The following is a 24,099-nucleotide window of genomic DNA, read 5'->3' as shown; positions in this document are numbered from 1 at the left end:
CCGGAGGAGGCGAGTTCGGCCGCGATCCGCGAGACGGTCGACACGCCGATTCCCGTCTCTCTGGCCAGGTCGGATACCGGCCGCGGCCGGGTCGATTCCGCGACAGCGGCCAGCAGGGTGAGGGCACCGGTCACCCGCCGATGCATGGGCACCATGGACGCGAGGCCGCGACACAGCCGTGGGCGCACGATCGGGACGGACGCGAACCGGATTCCACGAACCACGCCGGCATCTGGCGAAGCGGCCCGACCGCTAGCCGGTCAATGCCGACAGTCACGGAGCCAAGATGACCCGAGCTGGAGTTCCTCAGGCACGGCCGATTTCCTCCTCCAGCCGGCGACGCTTGTCCGCGATCAGCGCCGGTTCCCATCCAGGGCGCGGCACGGAGTCGAGTAGTAGCCGGGAGTAGGGGTGGTGCGGGTTCCGCAGTGTGGTCTCGGTGGACCCCCGCTCGACCGCCTGTCCTCGGTACATCACCACGACCTCGTCGCAGACCTCACGAACGACGGCGAGGTCGTGACTGACGAACACGTACGCGATGTTCTGCTCTCGACGGATCCGGTTGAGCAGCGCCAGGATCTGTGCCTGCACGGAGACGTCCAAGGCCGAGGTCGCCTCGTCCAAGACCAGCACCCGGGGCTCGACGGCCAGAGCCCTGGCGATCGCCACGCGTTGTCGTTGTCCCCCGGACAGCTCGCGCGGATAGGCGTCGGCCTCACGACGGCTGAGGTTGACCTCATCGAGAAGTCGTTCGACGCGGGTGGCTCGCTGCGCCCTCGACAGCCGGCCGTGCAGCTTCAGCAGCCGGTCGATGGCTCGCCTGGCGGAGAGCCGCGGATCCAAGGACAGATACGGGTCCTGAAAGACCATCTGGATCTGTCGCGCACGTTCGAGCGGAGAGAGCGGGGCGGCGGCGTCGAAGGCGACTTCGCCGCTGGTAGGTGTCTCCAAACCCACAAGCATCCGGGCCAGGGTGGTCTTCCCGGAACCCGACTCTCCGACAATGCCGAGCGAGGCGCCGGCATCCAGGTTGAAGCTGACCTCGCCGACGGCCCGGTTCGCTCCGAACACCTTGGTCAGGCCGCGAACCCGAAGAACATGGGTCATGACGGGGCTACCTCCTCGGCCCGCAGGCAAGCGACCTCGGCACCGCCGATCCGGCGCAACGCCGGAACCTCCCGGGTGCAGAGATCCCCGGCGAACGCGCATCGGGGCGCGAAGCCGCATCCTGCGACCGTCTCGGACAACGACAGTGGTCTCCCGGGGATCGCCTCGATCCGCCGGCTCTCCCCAAGACGGGGAGTCGAGGCGAGCAGCGCTCGCGTGTAGGGATGTCGTGGGTTCGCGAACAGGTCGGCGGCGGACTGGTGCTCCACGATGCGGCCGGCGTACATCACATAGATGCGTTCGCAGATCGCCGCGGCCAGATCCAAGTCATGGGTGACGAAGAGCATCGCAGCACCCGCGTCGGCACGACGCCGCTCCAAGATCGAGACGACCTCGGCCTGAGTGGTCACGTCCAGCGCGGTGGTCGGCTCGTCGGCCAACAACAGCGCCGGCTCGGACGCCAGCGCGCCGGCGATCATGATGCGCTGCAGCATGCCGCCAGAGAGCTGGTGTGGGAACTGTTCGAGCACTTTGGCCGGGTCTCGGATGCCTACTGACTCCAGCAGCGCCGAGCACCGCGCAAGTGCGTCCGCCCGTCTGCCGCCACTGGCGACCAGGCCCTCGGCCAGGTACTCACGGATGCGTCGGACAGGGTTGATGCCGGCGCGCGGGTCCTGGAAGATCATCGCGACCTGGCCTGAGCGAATCGATCGTAGGCGGCGCCGGTCCGCTGAGAGGACGTCGACCCCGTCGACCAACACGCGCCCGGAAACACTGGCTTTCGCCGGTAACATCGCCAGCACCGTGCGGGTGGTCACCGACTTGCCTGAGCCGGACTCGCCGACGAACCCGACCGTCTCCCCCGGGCGGACGTACATGCTGACGTCGCTGAGGATCGGGCGCCCCGACCGGCCCCGACCGAGGTCGACACTCAACGACTCGATCCGCAGCGCCTCGGTCCCCGTCACGCCGCCACCCGCCCGCTCAGCTTGTCGCCGAGGTAGTCGCCGACGATGTTGACGGCGACCACCACGAGTAGGACGGCGATGCACGGGAACAGCACGGGGAACGCCACTCCCTGCACCAGAGCGTCCTGGCCTTCGGCGACCATCACGCCCCAGTCCGCCGTCGGTGGCTGAACCCCCAGGCCGAGGTACGACAGCGCGGCGAGGTCGACCAGCGCATAGCCGAATCCCAGCGCGCATTGCGCGAGGAGCGTGGGCGCGATGTTCGGCAGTACCTTCGCGAACGCGATCGTGTGGTTGCCGAACCCCTGCTGCCGGTACGCCTCGACATAGGGACGGGACTTCTCCTGGATCACCAGGTTGCGCGCCAGCCTGGCGACATACGGAGTGAAGGCGACGATCAGGCCGACTGTGGGCGCGGTCAGCCCGCGACCGAACAGCGCGACCGCGAGCATGGCCACCAGCAGGCCGGGAAACGCGAACAGAAAGTCGACGACCCTCGACAGGCCCGCATCGACCATCCCGCCGAACCAGCCGCAGACGACCCCCAGGGTGATCCCGATAGCACTGGCGAGGGCGGTGACCAGCAAGGGCGGCACCAGGCTCACCCGCGCACCGAAGATCACGCGGGAGAAGATGTCCCGGCCGGTGGAGTCGGTGCCGAGGAGGTGGCCGGCGGTGCCGGGTGGCCTCAGGGTCGCCGCGAGATCGACCTGATCGGGGGTGAAGGTCGTGATCAGCGGCGCGATCGCCGCTGCGATGACGACGACGGCCAGGATCGTGACGGAGACGATCACGGGGGCAGGCCCGGCGAGCCCCGGGATGGCTCGCAATCGGAACCTGGATGCCGCTGCCGTCGTGGACGCTGCGCTCATGCGGGCCTCCGCCAACTGGCCACTCGGGGGTCGATGATCGGGTAGAGCAGGTCGACGATGGTGTTGCAGACTAAGAACGCCGCGACTACGACCAAACTGATCGCCTGTACGACCGGGAAGTCCTGCTGGGCCACCGAACGCTGCAGCAGCGAGCCGATGCCGTTGAGTCCGAACGCGGTCTCGACGATGGTGGTCGTCACGATCAGTCCCGCGATCACGAGCCCGGCCATCGTCGCCACCGGCCCGAGCGCGTTCCTGACGACATGTCGGCGGACGACGTGGCGCTCGGGGATGCCACGACTCCGTGCGACGGCGACGTGGTCTCGGTCGACTGAATCGACGAACGAAGCCCGGGCGACGCGAGCCACGGCTCCGGATAGCGACAGTGCGAGTGCTATCGCCGGGAGCGTCAGATGCCACAGCCGATCGAGCAGCCCTGCTCCCCCACCCGTCGCTGGAAACCAGCCGAGCTCAACGGAGAAGACGGTGAGCAGCAGTACGGCTGAGACGAAGACCGGCATGGCGATGGTCGCACTGATGATCACCAGGACGGCCCGGTCGATCGCACCGCGGTTGAGGGCGCCGATCAGCCCCATCGTCAGGCCGACGACCAGGATCAGCACGCCCGCGTAGGCGACCAGCAGACCGCTGGTCGGGATTCTGCCGGCAAGCAGGTGACCGACGCTCTCCTTGTATTGCAGGGATTGCCCGAAGTTCCCGTGCAGTACGCCGCCGAGCCAGTCGACGTACCGGGTCAGGAACGGATCGTCGAGGTTGTACTCGGCTCGCAGCGCATCGAGTTGCTCGGGGGTGACCTTGTCGGAGCCGGCCAGGTACACGGCTGGGTCGCCCGGCACCAAGTACAGCGAACCGAAGATCACGATCGAGCTGACGAACATGGTCAACACCAGTGACGCCAACCGCTTTCCGGCGAAGAGCAGCACGTGCGACTCCTCTACCCGGCTGCGCCGAGCTTGGTCAGCCAGGGCGTCGCGCGGTTGTACGACGCGGGCGCCAGGCCGGTGAGGCGCTTGTTCACGAAGACGTTGAGGTAGGGGCTGACGATGGGAACGTTGTAGCCGTCCTGGTCGCGGAGCTTCTCGGCCTGGACGATCAGCTCGGCGCGCTTGTCGTCGTCCAGGGTGGTGCGTGCGCGCTTGAGGAGCGCGTCGTACTGGGCATTGTGGTAGCCCGCGTAGTTGTAATAGCTACCGGTGGTGGCGAACTCGTCGTACTCCAACGGCTCGGGGAAGGAGAGTGAGCCGCTCAGGATGTAGCCGCTGAGACCCTCGCGGATCTTCGGGTCGTAGAAGATCTTGAGGAAGTCGGTCGAGGACAGCGCCTTGAGGTTGATCCTCAGGCCCACCTGCTTGGCCGTGGACTGCAGCGACAGCGCGATCTTGGATTCCTGGGCCGAAGAGTCGTAGGCGATGGTCAACGGCGGGACATCACCGGCTTCCTTGACGAGCCGCTTGGCCTCGTCGAGGTCCTGCTTCGGCTCCGGGAGCGCGTCGTAGGCCGACTTGAAGATGCTCGTGGAATAGCCCCACGTCGCCTCCGGGGTGAGTTGCTTGATCGGGATCGCGGCACCGCCGTAGACGCTCTGGGCGATGCCCGCGTAGTCGACCAGCTTCGCGAGCGCCTTACGGACGTTCTGATGCGTGATGCCGGGGTCGTTCACGAACGTCGACAGGAACACCGGCGCCAGGCTCTTCCCGAACAGGAGGTCGCCCTCCCCGGAGCTCTTCAGCTTCGCGAGCGCGGAGACCGGGTTGTCGAAGGCGCCGTCGACGTCGCCGCGCAGCAGCGCGGCGGTCCGAGAGGCGGGGTCGCTGTCGAAGGTGAACCTCGCCGACTTCACCAGCGGCTGCTCCCCCCAGTACCGGTCGTTGGCCACCACTGTGATGTCCTGGCCGCTTCGCCAGGCGCCGACCTTGTACGGGCCCGTGCACATGATGCCGCCGGTCGCCGAGCCGTACTCCTTACCTGCGCGCTCGGTGAAGCGCTTCTCGGTGACGTAGGTGCTCGGGCTCGCCTGGAACCACCGGAACATCGAGTCCGGTTCGCGGAACCGGAAGGTGACCTGGTGCGGCCCGGTCTTGCCGACGGACCGCAGGTTCTGGTAGGCCGCCGCCCACGAGGATGCGGTCGCCGGCGCGATGGTCCGCTCGACCGAGAACACGACGTCTTCTGGGGTGACCGGCTGCCCGTCCCAGAAGGTCACGTTGGCCCGAAGGTCGAAGACCCACGTCTTGTCGTCGGGCTGAGTCACCTTCTCGGCCAGCGCGGACTGGAGGCCGTAGTCCTTTCCGAAGCGCATGAGACCTTCGCAAAGGTTGCCCACCACGGCGGTGACGTTGGCGAACTGCTTGGCGGGGTCGAGGGTGTTCGGCTCGCCGCTAAGGTTCCAGGTGATCGAGTCGACGGGCCCGGAAGGCTTCGCGACCTCGGTGGTCAGTTCGACCGCCTTCGGCGGAGCTGCGTTGTCGGAGTCCGAGCTGCCACTGCATGCTGGGAGCGCCAGGAGTGCGACCGCTGCAACGGCAGCGACCAGTGGCCAGCGGATCGCGTTCATGGATATCTCGCTACCCATCCGCTTTACCTCGCTCTGGATTGAGGTGGTGGTCGTGATTCCCGGGAGCGTAGGTACAACCAACCCGGCGCGAGACCTGCGCCGCGTGGGCTGCAACGACGGTGGCACCGTCGTTGCAGCCCACGCCGGTGACCTCAGGGCGCGCACCCTCGACGGCGAGGTCGCCACGAGGTCGAGGCCAGCGAATCGATCGAGCGAGAGCACCGGGTTTTGGCGGCTGAGGCCGGGCACACGCTGACCCCGGGCGTCGAGCAGTTCATCACCAGCCTGATGGGTGAGGACGTCCCGTTCGAGGAGGCCGAGCGGCGCTTCATCACCGAGGAACGCCCGACCTCCCTGCTCGGCAGGCTCATCCGCCCGGAAGAGATCGCCGACCTGGTGGTGTACCTGAGCTCGGAGGCGTCCTCCGCGACCACGGGCGGCGCCTGCGCGGCGACGGAGGGGTGATTCCGACCCTCATCCCTTGATCATCGGCCCGCCGACTCGCACCCTGTCAGGCGGTCAGGTCACCGCTTCGGATGCCGTTGAGGAACGCACCCCACTCACCCGGCACGAACAGCAGCACGGGCCCATCGGGGTTCTTGCTGTCCCGGACAGCGGTCACCCCCGGCAGGTTCGTCGCCACCTCCACGCATCCGCCTCCACTGGAGCCACTGCGGGTGCTCTTTCTCCATGCTGCTTGCGACAGCTCCACGTCACTCCAGTTCATGTGGTCCATTGCTCCATCGAATTCTTGATCATCTCAAGCGATGCGACCTTCGGAAACGCATCCGCACGTATTATGTCGTACCGACGCCAAATGGACACCACCAAGCTATGATCGGCTGTTACCTCACCAGCACCGGACGACTCCACATAGACGGTGTCGGGCGCGTCTGGAAGTTCGGCGATAATGAAGGCACTCAAAAGTCCTGCGGTACTGCTGGTGCCATAGGGAACGATCTGCATGGTCACGTTCGGACGCCGCGCCATGTCGAGAAGATACCGGATCTGCTCGCACATCACCGCGTGCGTGCCTATAGGACGGCGTAGCACTCCTTCATCCATCAGAACGAAGACGGAGGGCATGTCCTCCGACTCGAGAATCAGCTTGCGCCGCATGCGCGCTTGAACCCGTTCCTCCACCTCGTCATCGCTGATCCTAGGTTCTCCGCTGATGACACACCGAGCGTATGGTTCCGTCTGCAGGAGTCCGGGGACCAGGAGAGGGTCCCACGTGCGGAGGACCGTGGCTCGGGGTTCGATCTCTTCCAGCCAGCGGGCGAACCATGCCGGGCCGGGCGTGCGGAGCATGAACTGGTAAAGGCGGTCGAAGTGACCGTCTTCCCCGAAGATCTCATCGCACTGCCGGACGAATTCGGGCGACGGTGGCCGCTCGCCGCGCTCTATTTTTCCGATCATGTCCGGACTGTACGTGGTTCGTTCGCTGAGCTGAGGCTGGGAAAGTCCGATCCTCTTTCGGCAGCGACGCAACTCGCTGCCGAAGAACGCGCGCGGACTCGTATTCGGATCGAGGTTCCGCTCCCGCCCCACAAGACCCTCCCCGAACCATGGAAAACGCGTGTTCGAGGCAGTGTTACACATGCGCCGCGGCAAAGGAGACGTGAATCCAGACACGATCCGGACAGCCTTTTGTCGGCACAGTGTCATTACGTTCGGTTACGCGGAATGACGTTGAGTAGGCAATCTGAGAACGCGGCACCACGTCACGGCGGACGCGTTCCCCCGTCACTCCAGGCCGCCATGGGAGCAGGGCTTCGGCGCCAGGAAGGCGGATCATGCGAACAGGACGGCATGGCAGAGGGCAGGCCGACGGGCAGGCGGTGCGGCGCAGAGACTGGGACCCGGAGGCGCGGGCGGCCGCGAGGCTGCTGGACGGCTGCGAGCCCGCCTGGACGATCCTCTACGGGGTCTGGAGCCGCCGGTACTACGCGATCCCGAACTGGCGTACGGCCGAGCCGCTGCTCGTGGAGTCTCCCGTGCTCACCGATCTCCGGCGGCAGATGCGCGAGGTCGAGTCGAACCCGACGCTGTACGCCCGTTCTAGTGCGACTTAACGCCCACCGCACACCATCAAGAACAAAGTATGACCTTCAGGGGCCATGAACGGCGCAGACAAGGACAAGAATGATCGGCACTCCGTACGGCGACCGCGTCGTGTGCTGGGACATTCCCACAGATCCCATCGTCCTCAGAGACGTGCGAACCCGGCTGCACGAAGTCCTCGCGAACTGGGATCTCCCCGGCGGGAACGACCTGGCCGACGACATCGTGCTCGCCGCCACCGAAGTGCTGAGCAACGCCGTGATCTATGGGCGTCCCCCGATCCGCCTCACGCTTCGGATGTCAGGAGAGACACTGTGCGCCGAGGTCACCGACCACGGCGCGGGCCTCCCTGAGTGTCGCGGCGAGGACGACGACGCCGAGCACGGCCGGGGACTCACCATCGTGGAAGCCCTCTGCGACGAATGGGGCGTCCAGTCGGCTTTCGACGGACGGGCCAAAACCATCTGGTTCCGCAAGAAATGCCCACATCAAGGCAACTAGCGGTGCGACCTGGTACCGGGGAGGGGTAAGGCATACAGGCATCCGCCTCACACTCCTCCTGACCAGCCGCTTCACAACGAGAAGGCTCGCACGAAACCCATGACTCGGCTATTGCACAGGAAGGTTTCCTATTTAATACTGCGATCAGCACAGCGTGACCCCCTCGCGTAGAGCACCATCCCGCCCGGCGACGCGCGCTCCGCCATGCTCTGCCGGCCGCCGTCCCGGCATCGTCCGACCCCTTCCCGGATCCTGGAGGTCCCCATGCCCCGTCGTGTCGTCGCGCTCGCCATCGCCGTGCTCGCCTGCCTCGGCGGCCTCGCCGCCTTCACCGCGCCCGCCCAGGCCCGTTCCTCGGCCGTCATCGAAATCGTGGACAGCCCGCTCTCGCTCGGCGAGTACTGCGCGGCCCAGGTCGACATCAGGTCCATCGTCGGCTTCTACAACGGGTCGCTGGGCTGCTACCGCAGCAACGGCACCGGCGTGGCCTACGTGGGCAGCGGGAGCCCCTCCGCCGCGTGCCAGTACTACATGCCCGGCTACACCTACATCAGCCACGCCCAGGGCCCCAGCCAGTCTCTGATCTGCAGGTACTCGGCCTGATCCACCCCTTCCCCTGCCTCCGGCGTCACCCGCCCGACCACGGCGAGGCGACGCCGGAGGCAGGCGCGTGTCGTCAGGGTGTGCAGATCTGGGTGTAGTCGCCCAGGCCGGTCCAGCGCATCGCGCCGGCCGCCGCGCGCACCCGCGCGCTCGATGATCTGTCGCGTTTCCACATCAATCCCCATGCAACCCCCCACCCGCCCTAACAGCACAAACGCGGACAGAGTAGGGTCTTCCGGGTCATAGACGGCGCGGGCTACTTGTGCGGGCGGTGAGGTCCCTCACCGCCCGCACAAGTAGCGACAGGCCATCCGCACCCAGACAAGGACTCTCATGATCGGCACACCGGACGGTCCCCATACCGTGTGCTGGGACATCCCCATGGACCCCGCCATGCTCGCCGATGTCCGCGGCAGGCTTCGGCGCACCCTCACCGACTGGGACCTCGGCGACCCGGGCGACGAACTCACGGACGACATCGTGCTGGCCGCCTCCGAGGTGCTCAGCAACGCCGTCCTCTACGGGCTGCCGCCGATCCGGCTGACCGTCCGGGTGGCCGACGACACGCTGTGCGCCGAGGTGACCGACCACGGCGAGGGCCGTCCGCGGCTCCGGCGCAGGCCCGTCAAGCGCACACAGAACCGCGTACAGGACGCCGTACAGGGCGCTGAGGGCGCAAAAGGCACAGAGGGCCCACAGGACGCGGCAGGGGCACCACAGGACGCCGAGGACGACGACGCGGAGCACGGGCGCGGCCTCACCATCGTGGAGGCCCTGTCCGACGAGTGGGGCGTCCTCCCAGCCTCGGACGGCACGGCCAAGACCGTCTGGTTCCGCAAGAAGTGCGCCGTCCACGACGAGCACGACCGCCACGGCGAATAGCCGGGGACGCGGCGGGCGGGTCGCGCCGATCATGGACGCTGTTAGCCGGAATGCAAAGCGCGAGTAGGGCGAAAGTCATGAATTCGCCTACATTCACGACTGATCATATCTCGCATCCCAATTTTACCAAGAAGTCGACTTTAATGGTCGTGCAACGACAACTCTGATGAGGAGGGCGGCCCCAAAGCCACGGCTTCCCGGGGAGAGAGTTTGGCAGTCCATCTACGTCCGCAGTCCATCCGAGGACGCTTCACGCTGGGCGCGGCAATCGCAGCGCTGATCGTCTTCTCGCTGCTCGGAGCCGTCCTCGCGGCCAATATCCGGACCAAGATGCTGGACCACAGCTTCCGGGACACGTTGAACGCGGCGACCGACTGGGCCGGCTCGCTCGACCCCGCCGACCCGCCGCCGCCGAACCCCATGAGGGGCGTCAAGCTCCTCCAACTCGTGGACTCCCATGGCCGCGTCGTAGTGGCCAGCCCGGCGGCCTCGGGCCTGCCTCCGCTGAGCCACCTGCGGCCTCCGGAGAACAACCGGTTCAACGACGTGACGTCGTGCGCGCCGGACGGCGGCTGCGTCCTGGTCACCGCCGTGCGGCTCCCCTCTCTCGCGACGCGCGTGCTGTGGGGAGGCGAGCCGCACTACGTCTACGCCGGACGCCCCGAGCCCGTCCTGCTCGCCCGTCACTACCTGGAGCTCATCACGGCGGCGGGCGCGCTGCTGGCCGCCGCCCTGGCCGCGTGGGCGACCTGGTGGCTGGTGGGACGGACGCTGCGCCCGGTCGCGGCGATCCGCGCCCGTACGGCCGAGATCACCGTCAGCGACCTGAGCAAGCGCGTGCCGGAGCCGCCCGGACACGACGAGATCGCCCAGCTCGCCCGCACCTCGAACGAGACGCTCGCCCGGTTGGAGCTGGCGGTGGAGCAGCAGCGCCACTTCGCGTCGGTGGTGTCCCACGAGCTGCGCTCCCCCGTCGCGGGGCTGCACACGCAGCTCGAGGAGGCGCTGATGTACCCCGGCAGCGTCCGGCCCGAGGAGACGTTCGAGGCGGCGCTGTCGACCACCCAGCGGCTTCAGGCGATCATCGACGACGTCCTGACGTTCGCCCGCGTGCGGACCACCGCGCCCGCGGCCCCCGAGGAGATCGACCTGAACGAGCTGGTCAGGGAAGAGGTGGCCGCCCGCGTCCACGGCCCGCCCGTGCATGTGCGCACCTCCGGGGACATCCGGATCACGGCGAACCGCATCCAGATCATCGGCGTGCTCAACAACCTGCTGGTCAACGCCCAGCGGCACGCCGCCGGCCGGGTCGAGGTCACCACGAGCAGGGACGGCGACGAGGCCGTACTGACGGTGACCGACGACGGCGACGGCATCGCGCCCGAGGACCGCGAGCGGGTCTTCGAACCGTTCGTCCGCCTGGAGGACGGCCGCCGCCGCGACCCCGGGGGCAGCGGTCTCGGCCTGGCCATCTGCCGCGCGGTCGCCGGGGCCCACCACGGGTCGCTGCATGTCACCGACTCGCCGCGGGGCGCCCGTTTCGTCCTGCGCCTGCCGCTCAAGAAGGCCGAGCCGATCTCGGCGCCGCGCATCACGGTCAACGACCGGACGGGTTAGGCGCGGTAGGCGTCGGCCATGGCGTGGAAGACCTCCTTGGGCTCCCAGCTCATGTCCGGGTAGGTGGTGCCCTTGCGGTCCTCCAGCACCTTAACCACGCCGTAGGACGCCATGTCCAGGTCGTACCGGGGGTCGTCGCGGTGCGGGGAGCCGTAGGACGCGAAGGTGAACCAGAACGCGCTGTCCACCCCCTGCTCCTCGAAGATCGCCAGCATTTCGCGCAGGCAGGCGACCTGCTCGGCCTCGTCCCGCCGGAAGTCGCCCGTGAGGCGGTGCGGCTCGGCCGAGCGGTCGACGATGGCCCACGCCATGCCGCCGCGCTCGGCGGCGCCCTCGTAGGCGCAGGTGCCGAACTCGGTGACAACGACGGGCTTACCGTGGCGGAAGTGCTTGCGCAGCGAGCGGACGTAGGAGCCGGCGGTGTTCCGGTCGCGGTAGCTGTCGATGGACACCAGGTCGAACGGGGTCCAGTCGACCTGCTCCCAGGGCCCGGAGGCGTAGGTGACGCGCCCCTGGAAGTGCCGGCGGGCCAGGGCCGCGGCCTCGGTAAGGAAGGCGTTCACGCGGCCGGGCGCCCGGACGAGCCGGAGCAGCCGCCACGGCTTCCTCGGGATCTCGCTGAAGAAGGCGATGCGCTCCTTGTAGGTCTCGCCGGGGATCCATCCGGACGCGAACAGGCTGATCTCGCACCCGAGCACGAGCACGACCTCGGCGCCGTCCGCCCGCACCTTCTCGGCCCGCTCGGCGCAGTCGGCGAAGTACGGGAGCATCTCGGCCGCGGTCATCTCACACGGGAACGGTGCGAACCAGACCTCCAGCCCGGCCTCGGCGGCGAACCGCGCGGCGGTCTCGATGCGCTCGGGCAGGCCGCCGGAGATCCGGACGGCGTCGCAGTGCAGGTCCTCGGCGATGACGCGCATCTCGCGCCGGACGGTCTCGGGGTCGAACTCCTCACGGGAGATCGTCCCGCCGGGGAGGAAGCCGGTGTCGTAGTTGATGCCTCGTGCACGCATGGGAAAAATCCTTCGCTCGGCCGACGCCGGCGCCGCGGGTCTCGTACCCGGCGGGGGCGTCAGCGGGGGTAGAGGTGGCCGATGCCGTTCTCGAGCAGGTCGAAGGCGTGCTCGACGTTGCGCGCGAGGTACGCGCCGGCGTCCGCCATGGAACCGCCGCGGACCAGGAACTCGAAGAACCCGGCCTTCAGCATCAGGACGGTGCCGGTGATCTGCGCGGCCACCAGGGAGGGCGTCAGGTCGCCGGGCTCACAGCCGCGCTCGGCGGCGAGGACGAGGGCCAGCTCGTCGCGCTGCTCGTCCAGGAGGCGGTGCATGCCGGCCATGAGGACGGGGCTGTCGCTGATCACCCGCATCCACCGGATCACCTCGTCCTCGGAGCCCAGGGTCGGGTAGGAGCCGGGGGCGGCGGCGAACGCCCGGTAGTGGGCGCGCAGGGCGCCGACCGGCGTCGTGCCGGGGGGCCGGGCCGCCACGATCGGCGCGGGGCCGTCGTCGGCGGCGGCCTCCAGGACGAGCGACTCCTTGGTCGGGAAGTACTTGAACAGCGTCACCTTGGCCACCTCGGCGGCCTCGGCGACCTCGGCCACGGTGACGCCGTCGAACCCGCGCTCCATGAACAGGCGCATGGCGGCCTGCCGGATCGTCTCCTTCGTCCGCTGCTTCTTGCGTTCCCGCAGTCCCGGTCCGTCCGCCATGGCCCTGACGCTACCCGATTCGCGTACCGGGTTCAATGATTAACCGGGTTCAGGTTTTACGGCCCGCGCGCATCCCGGGACGGGACGGGGCCGGTGGATGATGGAGCCCTATGGACGAACTGATATTGCTGCGGCACGGCGAGACCGAGTGGAGCCGGGACGGCCGGCACACCGGGCGCACGGACATCCCGCTGACCCCCAAGGGCGAGGAGCAGGCCCGCGCGCTGGCCTCCGTGCTCCGCGGCGAGGACTTCGCGCTGGTCCTGGTCAGCCCGGCGGGCCGGGCCCGGCGCACCGCCGAACTGGCCGGGCTGACGCGCCACGAGGTCGACCCGGACCTGTGGGAATGGGATTACGGCGGCTACGAGGGCATCAGCACGCCCGACATCAGGAACGACCGCCCCGGGTGGTACCTGTGGCGTGACGGCGTCGTTCCCGGGGACGCCGCGCACCCGGGCGAGAGCGTGGAGCGGGTCGCCGAGCGCGCCGACAAGGTGATCGCCCGCGTGCTGCAGGTGGAGGGCAAGGTGGCGCTCGTCGCGCACGGCCACTTCCTGCGCGTGCTCACGGCCCGCTGGCTGGGCCTGCCTCCCGAGGAGGGGCGCCACTTCAAGCTGGACACCGGCACGGTGTCGGTGCTCGGTTTCGAGCGCGAGGAGCACGCCGTCGCGCGCTGGAACGCTCCGGTCTCGACAGGACCGATCTAGCGGATCCAGCCGGCTCTGGCGGGCTCAGCCGGTGACGACGGCCGGGGGCTGCGGGCCGCGTCCGGTGAGCCATTCCAGGACCTTGCGATGGCCGCGGCGGGCGTCCTCGAAGTGGCCCCAGCGCCAGTATCGGGGCTGGTCCCTGACGCCGGTCACCCAGGTGCGGTAGGAGACGGGCCGGGAGCCGTCCTCCTCGGTGGAGGCCGCGGACGCGACGCCGTACGTACGGATCACGACGCGGCCCCCCGGTGCGAACAGCACGTCATCGGCCACCGGGTAGAGCGTCATCTGGTCCAGCATCAGGTGCCCCCACAGAACCTCTGAAGGAAGTGGAACACATCCAGTGTGCCGGATCGGCGAACGATCCCGGTTACGCGATGCGCGCTCTCCGGTTAACCGGACTCGCGATATGTGAACAGGGTGTTACGCGACCAGATTGTCGAACTCGCCGTCCTTGACGCCGAGCACCAGGGCCCGGATCTCGTCACGGGTGTAGATGAGGGCCGGGCCGTCGGGGAACCGGCTGTTCCTGACGGCGACGCCCCCATCGGGGAGCTTGGCCAGCTCGACGCAGTTACCCTGCGAGTTGCTGTGAACACTCTTGCGCCACGCCACGCCGGTGAGGCTCGTGGCCGGCATTCCGTTGTACGGCTGGTTCATCTAGATCTCTCTGAGTATGTCGCCGAGGATCTCGACGGTGCCCCCGGGAGTTGTGCTCTCGATGCACAGCTGTTCCATGGCTGTGAGGTACGGATCGATGTCCTCACGTTTGTCCAGGTAAAGGGCACCCCACAGCTGCTCGACGTAGACCACGTCCGAAAGGTCGGACTCCGGAAAACGCAGGATGGTGAACGCTCCGCCTTCGGCCGCGTGCATGCCGAACTGGAACGGCATCACCTGCAAGGTGATGGTGGGCAGACTGGCGACCGCCATCAGGTGCTTCAATTGCTCGTACATGATCTCCTTGCCGCCGATGGGCCGCCGCAGTGCGGCCTCGTCGATCACGGCCCAGAGTTTCGGTCCTTCCTTGCGGATGAGACGCTCCTGCCGTTGCATGCGCAGATGCACACGACGCTCGATCTCCTCCTCTGGCACGTCCGGATACCCGAGCCGGATCACCGTCCGCGCGTACGCCTGCGTCTGGAGAAGACCCGGGATGAACTGCACCTCGTAGGTGCGGATCACCGAGGCAGCCTCTTCGAGGCCGACGTACGTCGAGAACCATGTGGGGAGCAGGTCACTGTATTTGTGCCACCAACCGGGCGTGTTCGCCTCACGGACCATTTCCAGCAGCCCACGGCGATCGGCGTCATCGTCGACGCCGTACAGCGTGAGCAGGTCCTCGACGTCACGCGTCTTGAACCCGACCCGTCCGAGCTCCATGCGGCTGATCTTCGACTCGGATGCGCGGATGTGAAAACCCGCCACCTCACGAGTCAGCCCACGCTCTTCACGCAGCCTGCGTAAGCTGGCGCCCAACATAATGCGCCGAACCGTTGAGCCGGAACCAGGCGGATCGATGGACACGTGCTTCCTCCGGTTGTGGACTGATTCACAGTCTGTCAAAGATCGCGCGTGTGGTCCCCCTTCGGTTTCACTCCCAAGGCTAACCGTAGCGCTTGCACGTCCCCTCTGCACGTGCATCCGCCCTTGCACCTGCACACGGGTTTGCCTCATCATGATCTCGTGCACTCCACGGACCTGACGCGTGGGCGCTACCAGTGGTCGGCCTTCGATTGGTGGCCTCCCGTCGGCTGGTGGCCCTTGCCCGCACGCGACCTCACCTCCCCCGAAGCCGCGACCCGCAGCGCCACGTTCGTGCTCGCACCCCGGGCCGAGTCGGTGCACGCGGCGCGCAGCTTCGCGTCGGGGAGCCTGTTCGCCTGGGGCATGCGCGATCTGGCCGAGGACATGGAGCTGGTGATCTCCGAGCTGGCCACGAACGCCCTGCGGCACGGCCTCGTGTTAGACCCGCGCGACGTCCGGCGCAGCGCCGCCGAGCCGATCCGCATGTCGATGATCCGCCGCGACTCGCTGGTGACCTGCGCGTTCGCCGACCCGGGCTCGGCCGCACCCGTCATGCGCGACCCCTCGCCGCTCGAACCTGGAGGCATGGGCCTGCACATCGTCGAGTCGATGAGCCTGTGCTGGGGCTGGAACCCGCTGCTGCCGTCCGGCAAGGTCGTCTGGGCGGTGCTCAAAAGCTGACACCCCGGCCCGAGAGCCGCGCCGGCGGCCGGGCGGTGGTTACGGAACTCACAGGTTCCGGTTCTATTCTGCTACGTCGATCCCGTGAGGCGGGTGCGTTGCATTACGGTGGCCTCCTGGTGACTCCCGCGAGACCTTGAAAGAGCTGTGATGGACGATCACCTGCTCGACTGGTTGACCACCCTCGACGAAGACCGGCTCGCGCGCGTCCTGACGGGCCGCCCGGACGCCATCGCCGCGCCGTGGCCCCGCCGCCTCGACACGCTCGCCCGCCGCCTGGGCGACGACTTCGCCGTCATGGAGGTCATGCGCGGCCTGCCGCTGCCTCCGCTGGAGATCCTGCAGGCGTGCCTGGTCATCGGCGAGCGGGCCACCGCCGACGAGCTGGCCCGGTTCCTCGGCGTCACCACCGCCGAGGTCGTCCCGTGGCTGGACGGCCTGTACGACCGCGCGCTCGCCTGGCCGGGGCGCGACGGCCGGCTCCACCTCGCCCCCGCCGTCGCCCGCTGGTGGGCCGCCCCGTGCGGGCTCGGCGAGCCCCTCGCCTCCTACCTGGAGTCCTGGACGGTCAACGCCGAGGCGCTGCGCCGCATGAGCCGCGCCCTCGGGCTGCCCGCGCAGGGCGGCAGGCGGCAGCTCCTGGCCCGCGTCACCGCCGTCCTCACCGACGCCGACCGCGTGTCCGCCCTGCTGCGTGACGCGCCCGACGGCACGGTCAGCCTGCTGGACGAGTTCGCCTGGGACGGGCCGGTGCGCGGCGTCGACGGCAACCGCTTCGTCACCCCCGGCACCCCCGAGCAGTGGGCCGTCGACCGGGGCCTGATCTTCCGCCCGCAGTGGGACATCGCCGAGATGCCCCGCGAGGTCGCGCTGGCCCTGCGCGGCCCCGACTACCGCGCGCCGTTCACCCCCGAGCCGCCCGACCTCGGCACCGTGCCCGCGGACGCCGAAGCCGTCGACCACGCCATGTGCCTGGCCGCGCCGCACGCCGTCGACCGCGCCGCCGCGCTGCTGGAGAACACCGACAAGACCCCGCTCCCCCTGCTCAAGAGCGGCGGCGTCGGGGTGCGCGAGGTGCGCCGCGTCGTCAAGGAGACCGGCTGCACCGAGGAGGAGACCCGGCTGCTGCTGGAGGTCTGCGCGGTCGCCCGGCTGCTGGCCTGGGACGACGCCGCGGGCGGCCTGGTGCCGACCAAGCGGTTCGACGCCTGGCGCCTGGAGGACGCGCCCGCGCGACTGCGGGTGCTGCTGGCCGCCTGGTGGCGCATGGAACGCACGTCGCTGCGCCGCACCGCCGGCAGGTACGCGACCGTCCTGGACGACGACCCGGCCGGGGAGACCGTCGCCCGCATCCGCCGGGCGGTGCTGGCCACGCTGGCGACCCTGCCCGAGGACGCCGCGGTGGCGAGCGTCCCCGAGCTCGTGCAGGCCGTGCACTGGCGCGCCCCGCTGCTCGACCGCGCGCTGCTGGCCGACTGCTGCCCGGCCGTGCTGGACGAGGCGCGGCTGCTCGGGCTGGTCGCCTCCGACGGCCTGACGGCGCTCGGCCGCGCGCTGGCCGCCCTCGGCTCGGCCGTGGCCGCCGGGGACGAGCAGGACGAGTCCGCCCCGCAGATCGAACGCGACCCGGCCCTGGTCGAGGCGTCGGTGCACGCCCTGGCCGGGGCGCAGCGCACCGCGCTGTTCGGGGCCGACCTGACGGCCGTGGTCACCGGCCCGCCCGCCGCCGAGCTGGCCGGGCTGCTCGACCGCGCCGCCGACCGCGAGTCCCAGGGCGTGGCCTCGGTGTGGCGGTTCTCGGCCGCCAGCGTCCGCAGGGCCCTGGACGCCGGGTACTCCGCCGAGTCCCTGCTGGAGGACCTGCGCGCGGCCGGGACGATCCCGCAGCCGCTGGCGTACCTGGTGAAGGACGTCGCCCGGCGGTACGGCGAGGTCACGGTCACGACGGTCGGCTGCATCATCCAGGGCTCGGACCCCGCGCTGCTCGCCGAGATCGCCGCGCACCGCCGCCTGTCACGGCTCGGGCTGCGGCTGCTCGCGCCCACCGTCCTGGCCGGCGCAGCCCCCGCCGACCGCACGCTGGCCGCGCTGCGCGACGCCGGGTACGCGCCGGTGCCCGTGGACGACACCGGCGAGATCGCGGTCCGGCGCGAGCCGCAGGGCGGGCGGCTCATCCTGCTGCCCGGCGGCCGGGTGGCGGAGCTGGAGGAGCCGCCGCCGTTCATCGCCGACCCGCCGCCCGACCCGCGCGAGCACGCCAAGCGGCTGGTGCGAACGACCGACGAGCAGCGCCAGGCAGGGCAGACGTGGGCGGTGATCGGCCGCCTGGCCACCCGCCTGCCGACCGCGCAGCAGTCCCTGCTCGGCTTCGTCGTCGACCGGGGTGTGCGGGCCCTCATCACGCTGTCCGACGGTCTCACCGCGACGGTCAGCCATGGCGAGCTGCGGCGCGGCGTGCTGGACGCCTGGTGCGAGGAGGCGGGCGACTACCTGGAGTTCCCGCTGGCCGACATCGCGTCCGTGACCAGCGGCTGAACGACTCCGCCGTTCCTCGGGGCATGGGTCCGGTTTCGACGATCACACGAGCGCCCGGGGACGGCGCCTCCACCGTCCCCGGCGGTCCGGCGTCGCCGGCTCACGATCCTCACGGCACGAGGGTGAGCGTGTCGGCGGCGTCCGCGTGGACGGCACGCTCGGTCTGGCGCATCGGCGTCATGCGGCCGTCGGCCCACAGGCCGGCCTGGTCGGCGTAGTTGGGATGGAAGGCGTGCCCGGACGCGCCGGTCAGGTTGACCCAGCGGGAGCGGTCGAGGTCGGCCAGGTCCACGACCATGCGCATGGACGGCACCCAGTCCACCTCGTACCCGGCGACGGCGTCCCAGCCGGTGGCGTCCACGGCGTCCTGGCCGCCGGCGAGCCTCAGCGGCCCCCGGTTGAACAGCCACTCGATCGGGCCGATGCCCGAGGTGCCGAACGTCTCGTTGGTCAGCTCCAGGGTGTGCAGGTCGCCCCAGCGCCAGTCCTCCGGCGTGTCACCCAGCCGGTCCCGCAGTTCCTTCGCCGCGTCGGTCATCGCCGCCGCCAGCGTCTCGTCCCTGGTCTCCACCTTGTCCTTGGTGCGCGCGTCGTCCCACCACGGGTCGGACGGCTCGGGCAGCAGGGCGCGCACGACCTCGTACCAGCGGTCGCCGCCGCCCGCGCGCCCGGCCTCGGGCAGTTCGTCGTCGAACGTCCGGTGGAGCAGGTCGCGCCAGACCGCGTTGAAGTACGCGGCGGGGGCGCTGTCGCGTCCCTGGGTGTAGTCCCAGCCGGTCAGCAGCCGCGCCTCGGGGACGCCCGCGCCCGCCTTGACCAGGTACGGGACGAGCGTGGCGGCGATGGTGTTGAGCGAGTCCATCTGGATGTCCGCCATCGCGGCGGCGGTGATCTTCCCCTCGCCGATGGCCCGCTGGAGCCGGTCGGCGATGCGCTGGGAGCGGTAGCCGTACGCCCAGTCGGCGGTCAGGAGGCGGCCGTAGCCGGGGCCGATCGCGGCGTTGTTGGCCGTGGCGATGAAGCCCTCGGGCGGGTTGTAAGCCTTGGGAAGCTCGTCGAAGGGGATGAACCCCGACCATTCCTCGTCGCCGGTCCAGCCCTTGCTCGGCCAGGTGCCGTCGCCCTTCGTCCTGACGGGGATGCGCCCGGGCGCCTGGTAGCCGATATTGCCGTCTACGTCGGCATAAATCATGTTCTGGGCGGGGGCCTCGAAGAACGAGGCCGCCTTCCTGAACTCCTCGAAGTCCGACGCCGTACCCAGCAGCAGGAGGGCGTTGGCCGTGCGGCCCGGGTCGAGCGCGGTCCACCGCAACGCGATCTCCACGTCGTACTCACCGGCCGGCGCCCTGCCGTTCTCGGGCGTCCCCACCTTCTCCCCCGCGTGCGCGGCGGCGCCGGGCAGCGCGTCCCGCGCGGAGCCCAGCACCCCCGACACGATCGGGCCGTGCGCGGTCGCGCGGACGACCAGCGGCTCGGGCGCGCGACCGGCGACCTTGATCTGCTCGGTGCGGGTCTCCATCGGGACCCACCGCTTCTTGACCTTGTAGACGTTCCCGCGCGTCCGCTCGGCGTACAGGTCGGCGATGTCGGGGCCGAGGTTGGTGAACCCCCAGGCCACCCGGTCGTTGTGGCCGATCACCACGCCCGGCAGGCCGGAGAAGGTGTACCCCACGACGTCGTACGGGCACGCCGCCGACTTCGCCCGGCAGTGCAGCCCCGCCTGGTACCAGATGGACGGGATGCGTGGCCCGAGGTGCGGGTCGTTGGCCAGCAGCGGCTTGCCGGTGTCGGTGTGCGCGCCGGACACGACCCAGGAGTTGGAGCCGATCCCCGCCCGGTCGGAGCCGTCCGTGCCCAGCGGGGAGGGCAGCGCGGCGAGCGTCCGCGCCGCCCCGGCGAGCGCTCCGGCCGTCGCGGGGTCCGCGGCCGTCCCGGCGGAGCGCTCGGCGCCCGCTCGTGCGGCGGACCGGCCCACGGGGTTGGCTGAATCGGTCGCGGGCTTGGCGGTCGCGTCCGTCCCTGAGGTGGGCGCGGCGGGGTCGAAGGCGCCGTCCCGGACGGCCCCCGCCGTGACGATCGGACGGTGCCGGTCGAACGGGTAGTCCGGGAAGAGCTGCCGCACCCGGTCCGGCGGCAGGACCGAGGAGTCCAGCGCCCGCTCCAGCTCGGCGTCCATGTTGGAGCGCAGGTCCCAGGCCATCGCCTTCAGCCAGGCCAGCGAGTCCGCCGGGGTCCACGGTTCGGGGGTGTACGCGCCGTTGGTCAGCTTGAGGACGGCGTACTCCAGGCTCCTGTCCGCGAATCCCTGGTTCGCGGCCATCCACGCGTTGACGCCCGCCGCGTACGCGGTGAACGCCTCGCGACTGGGCGCGTCCAGCAGGGCCACCTCGCGCTCGGCCGTGCGCCGCCAGCCGAGCGTGCGCACCACCTTGTCGATCTCCAGGGTGGAGGCGCCGAACAGCTCCGACAGCCGGCCGGCAGTGGTCTTGCGGCGGAAGTCCATCTCCCAGAAGCGGTCCTGGGCGTGGACGTACCCCTGCGCGGTGAACAGGTCCTTGGGGTCGTCCGCGTAGATCTGGGGGATCCCGTACCGGTCGCGCACGACGGTCACCGGGGCGCTCAGGCCAGGGAGGCGCAGCTCGCCGTCCACCTGCGGGAAGGACCGGCGGACGGTCCAGGTCAGCGCGGCGCCGGCGACCAGCGCCAAGACCAGGACGGCGGTGAGGACGCGAGCCCCCCAGCGAAGCGGACCGGGGAGCCTGGCGAAGGGGCTTATCACGACGTCACGGACCTTTCATGACACATGTGCGCATCACTGTATGCCGTCCGCGATCGTCAGCCGATCACCATGTGGCGGCTGTTCGGACACCCTCCGGACACCGCCGCGCCCCGACCCTGTTCATGGCCGCGCCTCCGGCACGGCGGTTCGGGGCGCACTTCAGGCGATGTTCTTCCGTCGTCACTCGGAAGGGGGCTCGTTCCTCACCCCCTTCCTCCCTCCTCCTCCAGAACACCGCCGCGCCCCGACCCTGTTCATGGCCGCGCCTCCGGCACGGTGGTTCGGGTCAGGCCTCGTCCTTGCGGCCGATGCCGCCGACCATCCAGATCGACTCGGGACGGTGGACGGCCAGCGGGTTGACCGGACGCCACTGCCGCAGGTAGACGAGCCCCGGCTCGACCATCCGGAACCCCTCGAAGAAGCCGAGCACCTGCTCGCGCGTGCGGGAGGCGTCCTCGGTGCGGTCGACGACCCGCTTGTAGACGTCCACGACCGGCTGCGCGGACTCGGGACGGGAGTCGGTCACGGCGTGCGCGACGACCAGGTGGCCGCCCACCGGCATCCAGTCGCGCAGCTCGGCGACCCGCTTGAACGGGTCCTCGGAGTCCGGGGTGAACTGCAGGATGCCGAGCGTCACGATCGCCACAGGACGGTCCGCGTCGATGACGCGGCGCACCACCGGGTCGGCGACCAGCTCGGCGGGGTGCAGGATGTCGCCCTCGACGACCCCCGTGCGGGAGTCGGTGGCGAGCAGCGCCCGCGAGTGCGAGAGCACGACCGGGTCGCGCGACACATAGACCGCGCGGGCCTCGCGCGTCAGCGACCCGGCGATCTCATGGGTGTTGAACTGGCTGGGCAGGCCCATCCCGATGTTGCGGGCTGGTGTTGCCACGCTGTCGTCCTCGCCGTTACCCGGTGGCGGCCGGTGTCCTTGCAATCAGCCGCCCCCACGACGCCCACCCAGCGCCACCCAGACGACCAGACGACGCAGCCAGCCGCCCGCACACCGCCAGCAGTTGCCGAAAGAAACGACAGCCCTCTTGGCACTCGCCAACAACGGGTCACATTGCCGAATTGAGCTTATAAGTATCAAGCGCGACGGCGCGCGCGCCGCCGCCCGCATCCCGGGTGCGTCGTCAGGATCGAGCCCAACAGGCCCAGACCCGACGCGATCGGCATGAGTGGTCCAAAGTTTCTTTACTGGGTCAAGGGGCGGCGCTGACGCGCCGCCCGGCGGCCTTGTGCCCTTCGGCCGGGCATGCGGCCTGGCGGCCGGTCCCGGCCGAAGCACCGGCCGCCAGCACTCCGCACGATCCAGACTCAAGACCTACAGGCAGTAGCCGCGGAACGACCACGATCAACCCTCCCCCGCAGTGGCGCCGGCCGAACTCCCTCACGGTCGCCCCTACGGGGTGCCTACGGCATTCCGCCGGCCCCACCGCTCCCGCACCCATGACCCAGGACGCGCAGCGACCCGTACACTGCCGAAACTCCCCCCGCCCAAGTTCGTCGGCATGAAGGCCCTCCTAGGTGCCCGGAAGCCATTCGACCATCGCACGGCGGGAAGCTCAGGTTCAGGGGTTCACCGAGCTACCGGGTTCTTCGCCCTGGTAGGACGTCGCGCGGAACAGTGAGGCGAACGCCCCCGTTCCGTGCCGCTGATCGAGCCAGACAGACTTACGAGCGAACCGCTGACCATGGCCCGGACGATGACGGTGTGCAGGTCATCGCTCGCACCTCTTCCGATCTCACGGAGAAACGTGGTGTACCGGCTTCCGATGTCACGCGCGTAGGACCCCATACGTGCTAAGTACGCGTCCGCCACGGTACCCTGCGCGAGTCTGGACCGGATGCTGCGGTCGTGCAGGGCCACTAGATCAGCCGAGGACAGACGGCCGGTCACATCCCGGAAGGCGTACCAGTCCGGCCCATATTCCGGTGTAACGACACCGACCCGCTTAGCTGCTTGACGGGTTATGCGCTTGGCTTCCTGATCTGTCGCACCTTCCATGACAATCCCGAGATTGCGAGCAGAACGTGTGCCGTCCGCATCAGGAGCCGAGTAGGTGCGGCCATCCCGGCTACGAGCGTTGATGCCGTACCGGGTCCGAGCGATCTCCGCATCCCACAACCGGTATTGCCGGTAAGTGCCGTAGTGCAGGCAGTCATGCGCGTAGGAGCGGAGCAGATCGAGCGCGACCAGATCCGGCGAGGTCGCCGAGTCGGAGCCGAGGTCACCATATCGGGTGATGATCGCGCCCATTTGCAGGTGACGGTAACCCTGATTGGGATAGTGGAAGCCGCCCCACCCTCCCGACGATGACCGCACCCCTACCCAGACGCGATCGGTAGGCAGTACATCCCCAAGCCCAAGTGCCGCGTACCGGCCCGCCAAGAGATCGACGCCGCAGGCGAAGATCTCCATCAGCCGCCCCGAATCATCCAGGCTCAGCACCCATGGCAGGAGTGACACGACGAGTTCGGGATGGGTCCGATCTAGAGCCGCTGTGGCGCGCAGGCTCGCGAGCCGCTCGTACACGGTTGCCTGTTCTGCCGCGCTGCCGTCCACATGCTCGTTTGGAGCGAGCAATGCCAGGCCGCCCGCCAGGCTGACTAATCGCCCTTGCCGAGGATCAGAAGCCGATGCGACTCCTGTACCCCTTCCGGAAGGTCGCTTGGTGCGAACCACTTAGCCTCCAGGATTTCAAAGGAATCCGTTTTGACCGTGCCCCCGACGAACGTGGCCTCATAGGCCACCTCCAACCGCAGCTTGTAGCCGCTTTTGAGATGCGCGAGGTCGCCCACCTGGACGTGTAGGCCGGTTTCTTCGCGCACTTCGCGGACAATGGTGTCCTCGAACCTTTCGCCCTTGATCGTGAGGGGCCGAGATCATTCCGGACAGCGGAATTTGTGATTGTACTTTACGAGGCCAGCTGAAGCTCTGCGTACTCATCGAGAGCCTCGAATGGC

26 protein-coding genes are annotated in these 24,099 nt (G+C 69.2%); 9 read left to right on the top strand and 17 right to left on the bottom strand.

The window, feature by feature from the left end; all coding sequences use genetic code 11:
• The 6 genes from AB0M95_RS38220 to AB0M95_RS38195 all read right to left on the bottom strand — a co-directional run.
• On the bottom strand, positions 1 to 146 hold a 146-nt coding region (locus AB0M95_RS38220), incomplete at its 3' end, for a helix-turn-helix domain-containing protein (RefSeq protein ID WP_363775795.1).
• A gap of 160 nt (positions 147 to 306) precedes the next feature.
• The gene (locus AB0M95_RS38215) at positions 307 to 1,107 is read right to left on the bottom strand and encodes an ATP-binding cassette domain-containing protein (protein ID WP_363775786.1); all 801 of its coding nucleotides are present in this window, start codon (positions 1,105 to 1,107) and stop codon (positions 307 to 309) included.
• Entirely contained in the window at positions 1,104 to 2,075 is a 972-nt protein-coding gene (locus AB0M95_RS38210) for an ABC transporter ATP-binding protein (protein ID WP_358525303.1), read from the bottom strand. The genes AB0M95_RS38215 and AB0M95_RS38210 overlap by 4 nt, the downstream gene beginning before the upstream one ends.
• Positions 2,072 to 2,962 (bottom strand): ABC transporter permease, encoded by an 891-nt coding sequence (locus AB0M95_RS38205; protein ID WP_363775783.1) that lies wholly within the window; start codon positions 2,960 to 2,962, stop codon positions 2,072 to 2,074. Before AB0M95_RS38205 ends, AB0M95_RS38210 begins: the two co-directional genes overlap by 4 nt.
• A complete protein-coding gene (locus tag AB0M95_RS38200) occupies positions 2,944 to 3,891 on the bottom strand; it encodes an ABC transporter permease (protein ID WP_363775780.1) in 948 nt (315 codons plus the stop codon). Before AB0M95_RS38200 ends, AB0M95_RS38205 begins: the two co-directional genes overlap by 19 nt.
• An 11-nt stretch (positions 3,892 to 3,902) precedes the next feature.
• Positions 3,903 to 5,540, bottom strand: coding sequence for an ABC transporter substrate-binding protein (locus tag AB0M95_RS38195; RefSeq protein ID WP_363775777.1), 1,638 nt, complete (start codon positions 5,538 to 5,540; stop codon positions 3,903 to 3,905).
• 210 nt (positions 5,541 to 5,750) lie between these two features.
• On the opposite strand from AB0M95_RS38195, the gene AB0M95_RS38190 reads away from it, so the two are divergent.
• The gene (locus tag AB0M95_RS38190) at positions 5,751 to 5,987 is read left to right on the top strand and encodes a hypothetical protein (RefSeq protein WP_363775775.1); all 237 of its coding nucleotides are present in this window, start codon (positions 5,751 to 5,753) and stop codon (positions 5,985 to 5,987) included.
• Positions 5,988 to 6,033: 46 nt separating this feature from the next.
• Here the strand turns inward: AB0M95_RS38190 and AB0M95_RS38185 are convergent, their stop codons facing one another.
• Positions 6,034 to 6,249, bottom strand: a complete 216-nt coding sequence (locus AB0M95_RS38185; RefSeq protein ID WP_363775772.1) for a DUF397 domain-containing protein — start codon at positions 6,247 to 6,249, stop codon at positions 6,034 to 6,036.
• The gene (locus tag AB0M95_RS38180; RefSeq protein WP_363775792.1) at positions 6,246 to 7,124 is read right to left on the bottom strand and encodes a helix-turn-helix transcriptional regulator; all 879 of its coding nucleotides are present in this window, start codon (positions 7,122 to 7,124) and stop codon (positions 6,246 to 6,248) included. Before AB0M95_RS38180 ends, AB0M95_RS38185 begins: the two co-directional genes overlap by 4 nt.
• Positions 7,125 to 7,318: 194 nt before the next feature.
• On the opposite strand from AB0M95_RS38180, the gene AB0M95_RS38175 reads away from it, so the two are divergent.
• From AB0M95_RS38175 to AB0M95_RS38155, 5 genes are all read left to right on the top strand, one after another.
• Entirely contained in the window at positions 7,319 to 7,597 is a 279-nt protein-coding gene (locus tag AB0M95_RS38175) for a hypothetical protein (RefSeq protein WP_363775770.1), read from the top strand.
• 70 nt (positions 7,598 to 7,667) lie between these two features.
• Complete coding sequence (locus AB0M95_RS38170; RefSeq protein WP_363775767.1) at positions 7,668 to 8,087, top strand: ATP-binding protein; 420 nt, start codon at positions 7,668 to 7,670, stop codon at positions 8,085 to 8,087.
• A 264-nt stretch (positions 8,088 to 8,351) separates the two neighbouring features.
• Positions 8,352 to 8,690, top strand: a complete 339-nt coding sequence (locus tag AB0M95_RS38165) for a hypothetical protein (protein WP_363775764.1) — start codon at positions 8,352 to 8,354, stop codon at positions 8,688 to 8,690.
• A 333-nt stretch (positions 8,691 to 9,023) separates the two neighbouring features.
• Complete coding sequence (locus AB0M95_RS38160; RefSeq protein WP_363775761.1) at positions 9,024 to 9,572, top strand: ATP-binding protein; 549 nt, start codon at positions 9,024 to 9,026, stop codon at positions 9,570 to 9,572.
• A 210-nt stretch (positions 9,573 to 9,782) separates the two neighbouring features.
• The gene (locus AB0M95_RS38155; protein WP_363775758.1) at positions 9,783 to 11,189 is read left to right on the top strand and encodes an ATP-binding protein; all 1,407 of its coding nucleotides are present in this window, start codon (positions 9,783 to 9,785) and stop codon (positions 11,187 to 11,189) included.
• Here the strand turns inward: AB0M95_RS38155 and AB0M95_RS38150 are convergent.
• Together AB0M95_RS38150 and AB0M95_RS38145 are read right to left on the bottom strand one after the other, a co-directional pair.
• Positions 11,186 to 12,202, bottom strand: a complete 1,017-nt coding sequence (locus AB0M95_RS38150; RefSeq protein WP_363775755.1) for a hypothetical protein — start codon at positions 12,200 to 12,202, stop codon at positions 11,186 to 11,188. The two genes, AB0M95_RS38155 and AB0M95_RS38150, sit on opposite strands and share 4 nt — an antisense overlap.
• Positions 12,203 to 12,261: 59 nt before the next feature.
• Positions 12,262 to 12,900, bottom strand: coding sequence for a TetR family transcriptional regulator (locus AB0M95_RS38145; protein WP_363775752.1), 639 nt, complete (start codon positions 12,898 to 12,900; stop codon positions 12,262 to 12,264).
• Positions 12,901 to 13,010: 110 nt separating this feature from the next.
• On the opposite strand from AB0M95_RS38145, the gene AB0M95_RS38140 reads away from it, so the two are divergent.
• Positions 13,011 to 13,607 carry a histidine phosphatase family protein gene (locus tag AB0M95_RS38140; protein ID WP_363775749.1) on the top strand — a complete coding sequence of 199 codons (597 nt, stop codon included), beginning with the start codon at positions 13,011 to 13,013 and terminating at the stop codon, positions 13,605 to 13,607.
• 24 nt (positions 13,608 to 13,631) lie between these two features.
• On the opposite strand, the gene AB0M95_RS38135 is transcribed toward AB0M95_RS38140, so the two are convergent.
• The 3 genes from AB0M95_RS38135 to AB0M95_RS38125 all read right to left on the bottom strand — a co-directional run bounded on the left by AB0M95_RS38135 (position 13,632) and on the right by AB0M95_RS38125 (position 15,134).
• On the bottom strand, positions 13,632 to 13,907 hold the full coding sequence (locus AB0M95_RS38135; RefSeq protein WP_358525258.1) for a hypothetical protein: 276 nt from the start codon (positions 13,905 to 13,907) through the stop codon (positions 13,632 to 13,634).
• Between the two features lie 123 nt (positions 13,908 to 14,030).
• Positions 14,031 to 14,267 carry a DUF397 domain-containing protein gene (locus tag AB0M95_RS38130; RefSeq protein WP_114033524.1) on the bottom strand — a complete coding sequence of 79 codons (237 nt, stop codon included), beginning with the start codon at positions 14,265 to 14,267 and terminating at the stop codon, positions 14,031 to 14,033.
• Positions 14,268 to 15,134 (bottom strand): helix-turn-helix transcriptional regulator, encoded by an 867-nt coding sequence (locus AB0M95_RS38125; RefSeq protein ID WP_363775744.1) that lies wholly within the window; start codon positions 15,132 to 15,134, stop codon positions 14,268 to 14,270. It lies immediately after the preceding gene.
• A gap of 159 nt (positions 15,135 to 15,293) precedes the next feature.
• Between AB0M95_RS38125 and AB0M95_RS38120 the strand changes: the two genes are divergently transcribed.
• Positions 15,294 to 15,815: an ATP-binding protein gene (locus AB0M95_RS38120; protein ID WP_363775741.1), complete on the top strand. Its 522-nt coding sequence runs from the start codon at positions 15,294 to 15,296 to the stop codon at positions 15,813 to 15,815.
• Between the two features lie 150 nt (positions 15,816 to 15,965).
• Entirely contained in the window at positions 15,966 to 18,350 is a 2,385-nt protein-coding gene (locus tag AB0M95_RS38115) for a helicase-associated domain-containing protein (RefSeq protein WP_363775738.1), read from the top strand.
• Positions 18,351 to 18,459: 109 nt separating this feature from the next.
• Here the strand turns inward: AB0M95_RS38115 and AB0M95_RS38110 are convergent, their stop codons facing one another.
• From AB0M95_RS38110 to AB0M95_RS38095, 4 genes are all read right to left on the bottom strand, one after another.
• Positions 18,460 to 21,129 carry a penicillin acylase family protein gene (locus AB0M95_RS38110; protein WP_363775735.1) on the bottom strand — a complete coding sequence of 890 codons (2,670 nt, stop codon included), beginning with the start codon at positions 21,127 to 21,129 and terminating at the stop codon, positions 18,460 to 18,462.
• Positions 21,130 to 21,415: 286 nt separating this feature from the next.
• A complete protein-coding gene (locus tag AB0M95_RS38105) occupies positions 21,416 to 22,021 on the bottom strand; it encodes an SAM-dependent methyltransferase (RefSeq protein WP_363775732.1) in 606 nt (201 codons plus the stop codon).
• 690 nt (positions 22,022 to 22,711) lie between these two features.
• Complete coding sequence (locus tag AB0M95_RS38100; RefSeq protein ID WP_363775729.1) at positions 22,712 to 23,698, bottom strand: hypothetical protein; 987 nt, start codon at positions 23,696 to 23,698, stop codon at positions 22,712 to 22,714.
• 44 nt (positions 23,699 to 23,742) lie between these two features.
• The gene (locus AB0M95_RS38095) at positions 23,743 to 24,003 is read right to left on the bottom strand and encodes an NUDIX domain-containing protein (protein WP_363775789.1); all 261 of its coding nucleotides are present in this window, start codon (positions 24,001 to 24,003) and stop codon (positions 23,743 to 23,745) included.
• Between the last annotated feature and the right edge of the window lie 96 nt (positions 24,004 to 24,099).

The organism is Sphaerisporangium sp. NPDC051017 (assembly GCF_040683095.1).
Lineage (GTDB): Bacteria > Actinomycetota > Actinomycetes > Streptosporangiales > Streptosporangiaceae > Sphaerisporangium.
The sequence above is the reverse complement of the archived record's forward strand: the minus strand, read 5'-3'. Positions and strand labels throughout refer to the sequence as shown.

Coding starts and splice junctions, on each gene's coding strand:
- AB0M95_RS38195 (WP_363775777.1), bottom strand. CDS start 5,540: ATGGGTAGCGAGATATCCATGAACGCGATCCGCTGGCCACTGGTCGCT.
- AB0M95_RS38145 (WP_363775752.1), bottom strand. CDS start 12,900: ATGGCGGACGGACCGGGACTGCGGGAACGCAAGAAGCAGCGGACGAAG.
- AB0M95_RS38130 (WP_114033524.1), bottom strand. CDS start 14,267: ATGAACCAGCCGTACAACGGAATGCCGGCCACGAGCCTCACCGGCGTG.
- AB0M95_RS38165 (WP_363775764.1), top strand. CDS start 8,352: ATGCCCCGTCGTGTCGTCGCGCTCGCCATCGCCGTGCTCGCCTGCCTC.
- AB0M95_RS38170 (WP_363775767.1), top strand. CDS start 7,668: ATGATCGGCACTCCGTACGGCGACCGCGTCGTGTGCTGGGACATTCCC.
- AB0M95_RS38160 (WP_363775761.1), top strand. CDS start 9,024: ATGATCGGCACACCGGACGGTCCCCATACCGTGTGCTGGGACATCCCC.
- AB0M95_RS38115 (WP_363775738.1), top strand. CDS start 15,966: ATGGACGATCACCTGCTCGACTGGTTGACCACCCTCGACGAAGACCGG.
- AB0M95_RS38185 (WP_363775772.1), bottom strand. CDS start 6,249: ATGAACTGGAGTGACGTGGAGCTGTCGCAAGCAGCATGGAGAAAGAGC.
- AB0M95_RS38140 (WP_363775749.1), top strand. CDS start 13,011: ATGGACGAACTGATATTGCTGCGGCACGGCGAGACCGAGTGGAGCCGG.
- AB0M95_RS38150 (WP_363775755.1), bottom strand. CDS start 12,202: ATGCGTGCACGAGGCATCAACTACGACACCGGCTTCCTCCCCGGCGGG.
- AB0M95_RS38175 (WP_363775770.1), top strand. CDS start 7,319: ATGCGAACAGGACGGCATGGCAGAGGGCAGGCCGACGGGCAGGCGGTG.
- AB0M95_RS38135 (WP_358525258.1), bottom strand. CDS start 13,907: ATGCTGGACCAGATGACGCTCTACCCGGTGGCCGATGACGTGCTGTTC.
- AB0M95_RS38215 (WP_363775786.1), bottom strand. CDS start 1,107: ATGACCCATGTTCTTCGGGTTCGCGGCCTGACCAAGGTGTTCGGAGCG.
- AB0M95_RS38180 (WP_363775792.1), bottom strand. CDS start 7,124: ATGTGTAACACTGCCTCGAACACGCGTTTTCCATGGTTCGGGGAGGGT.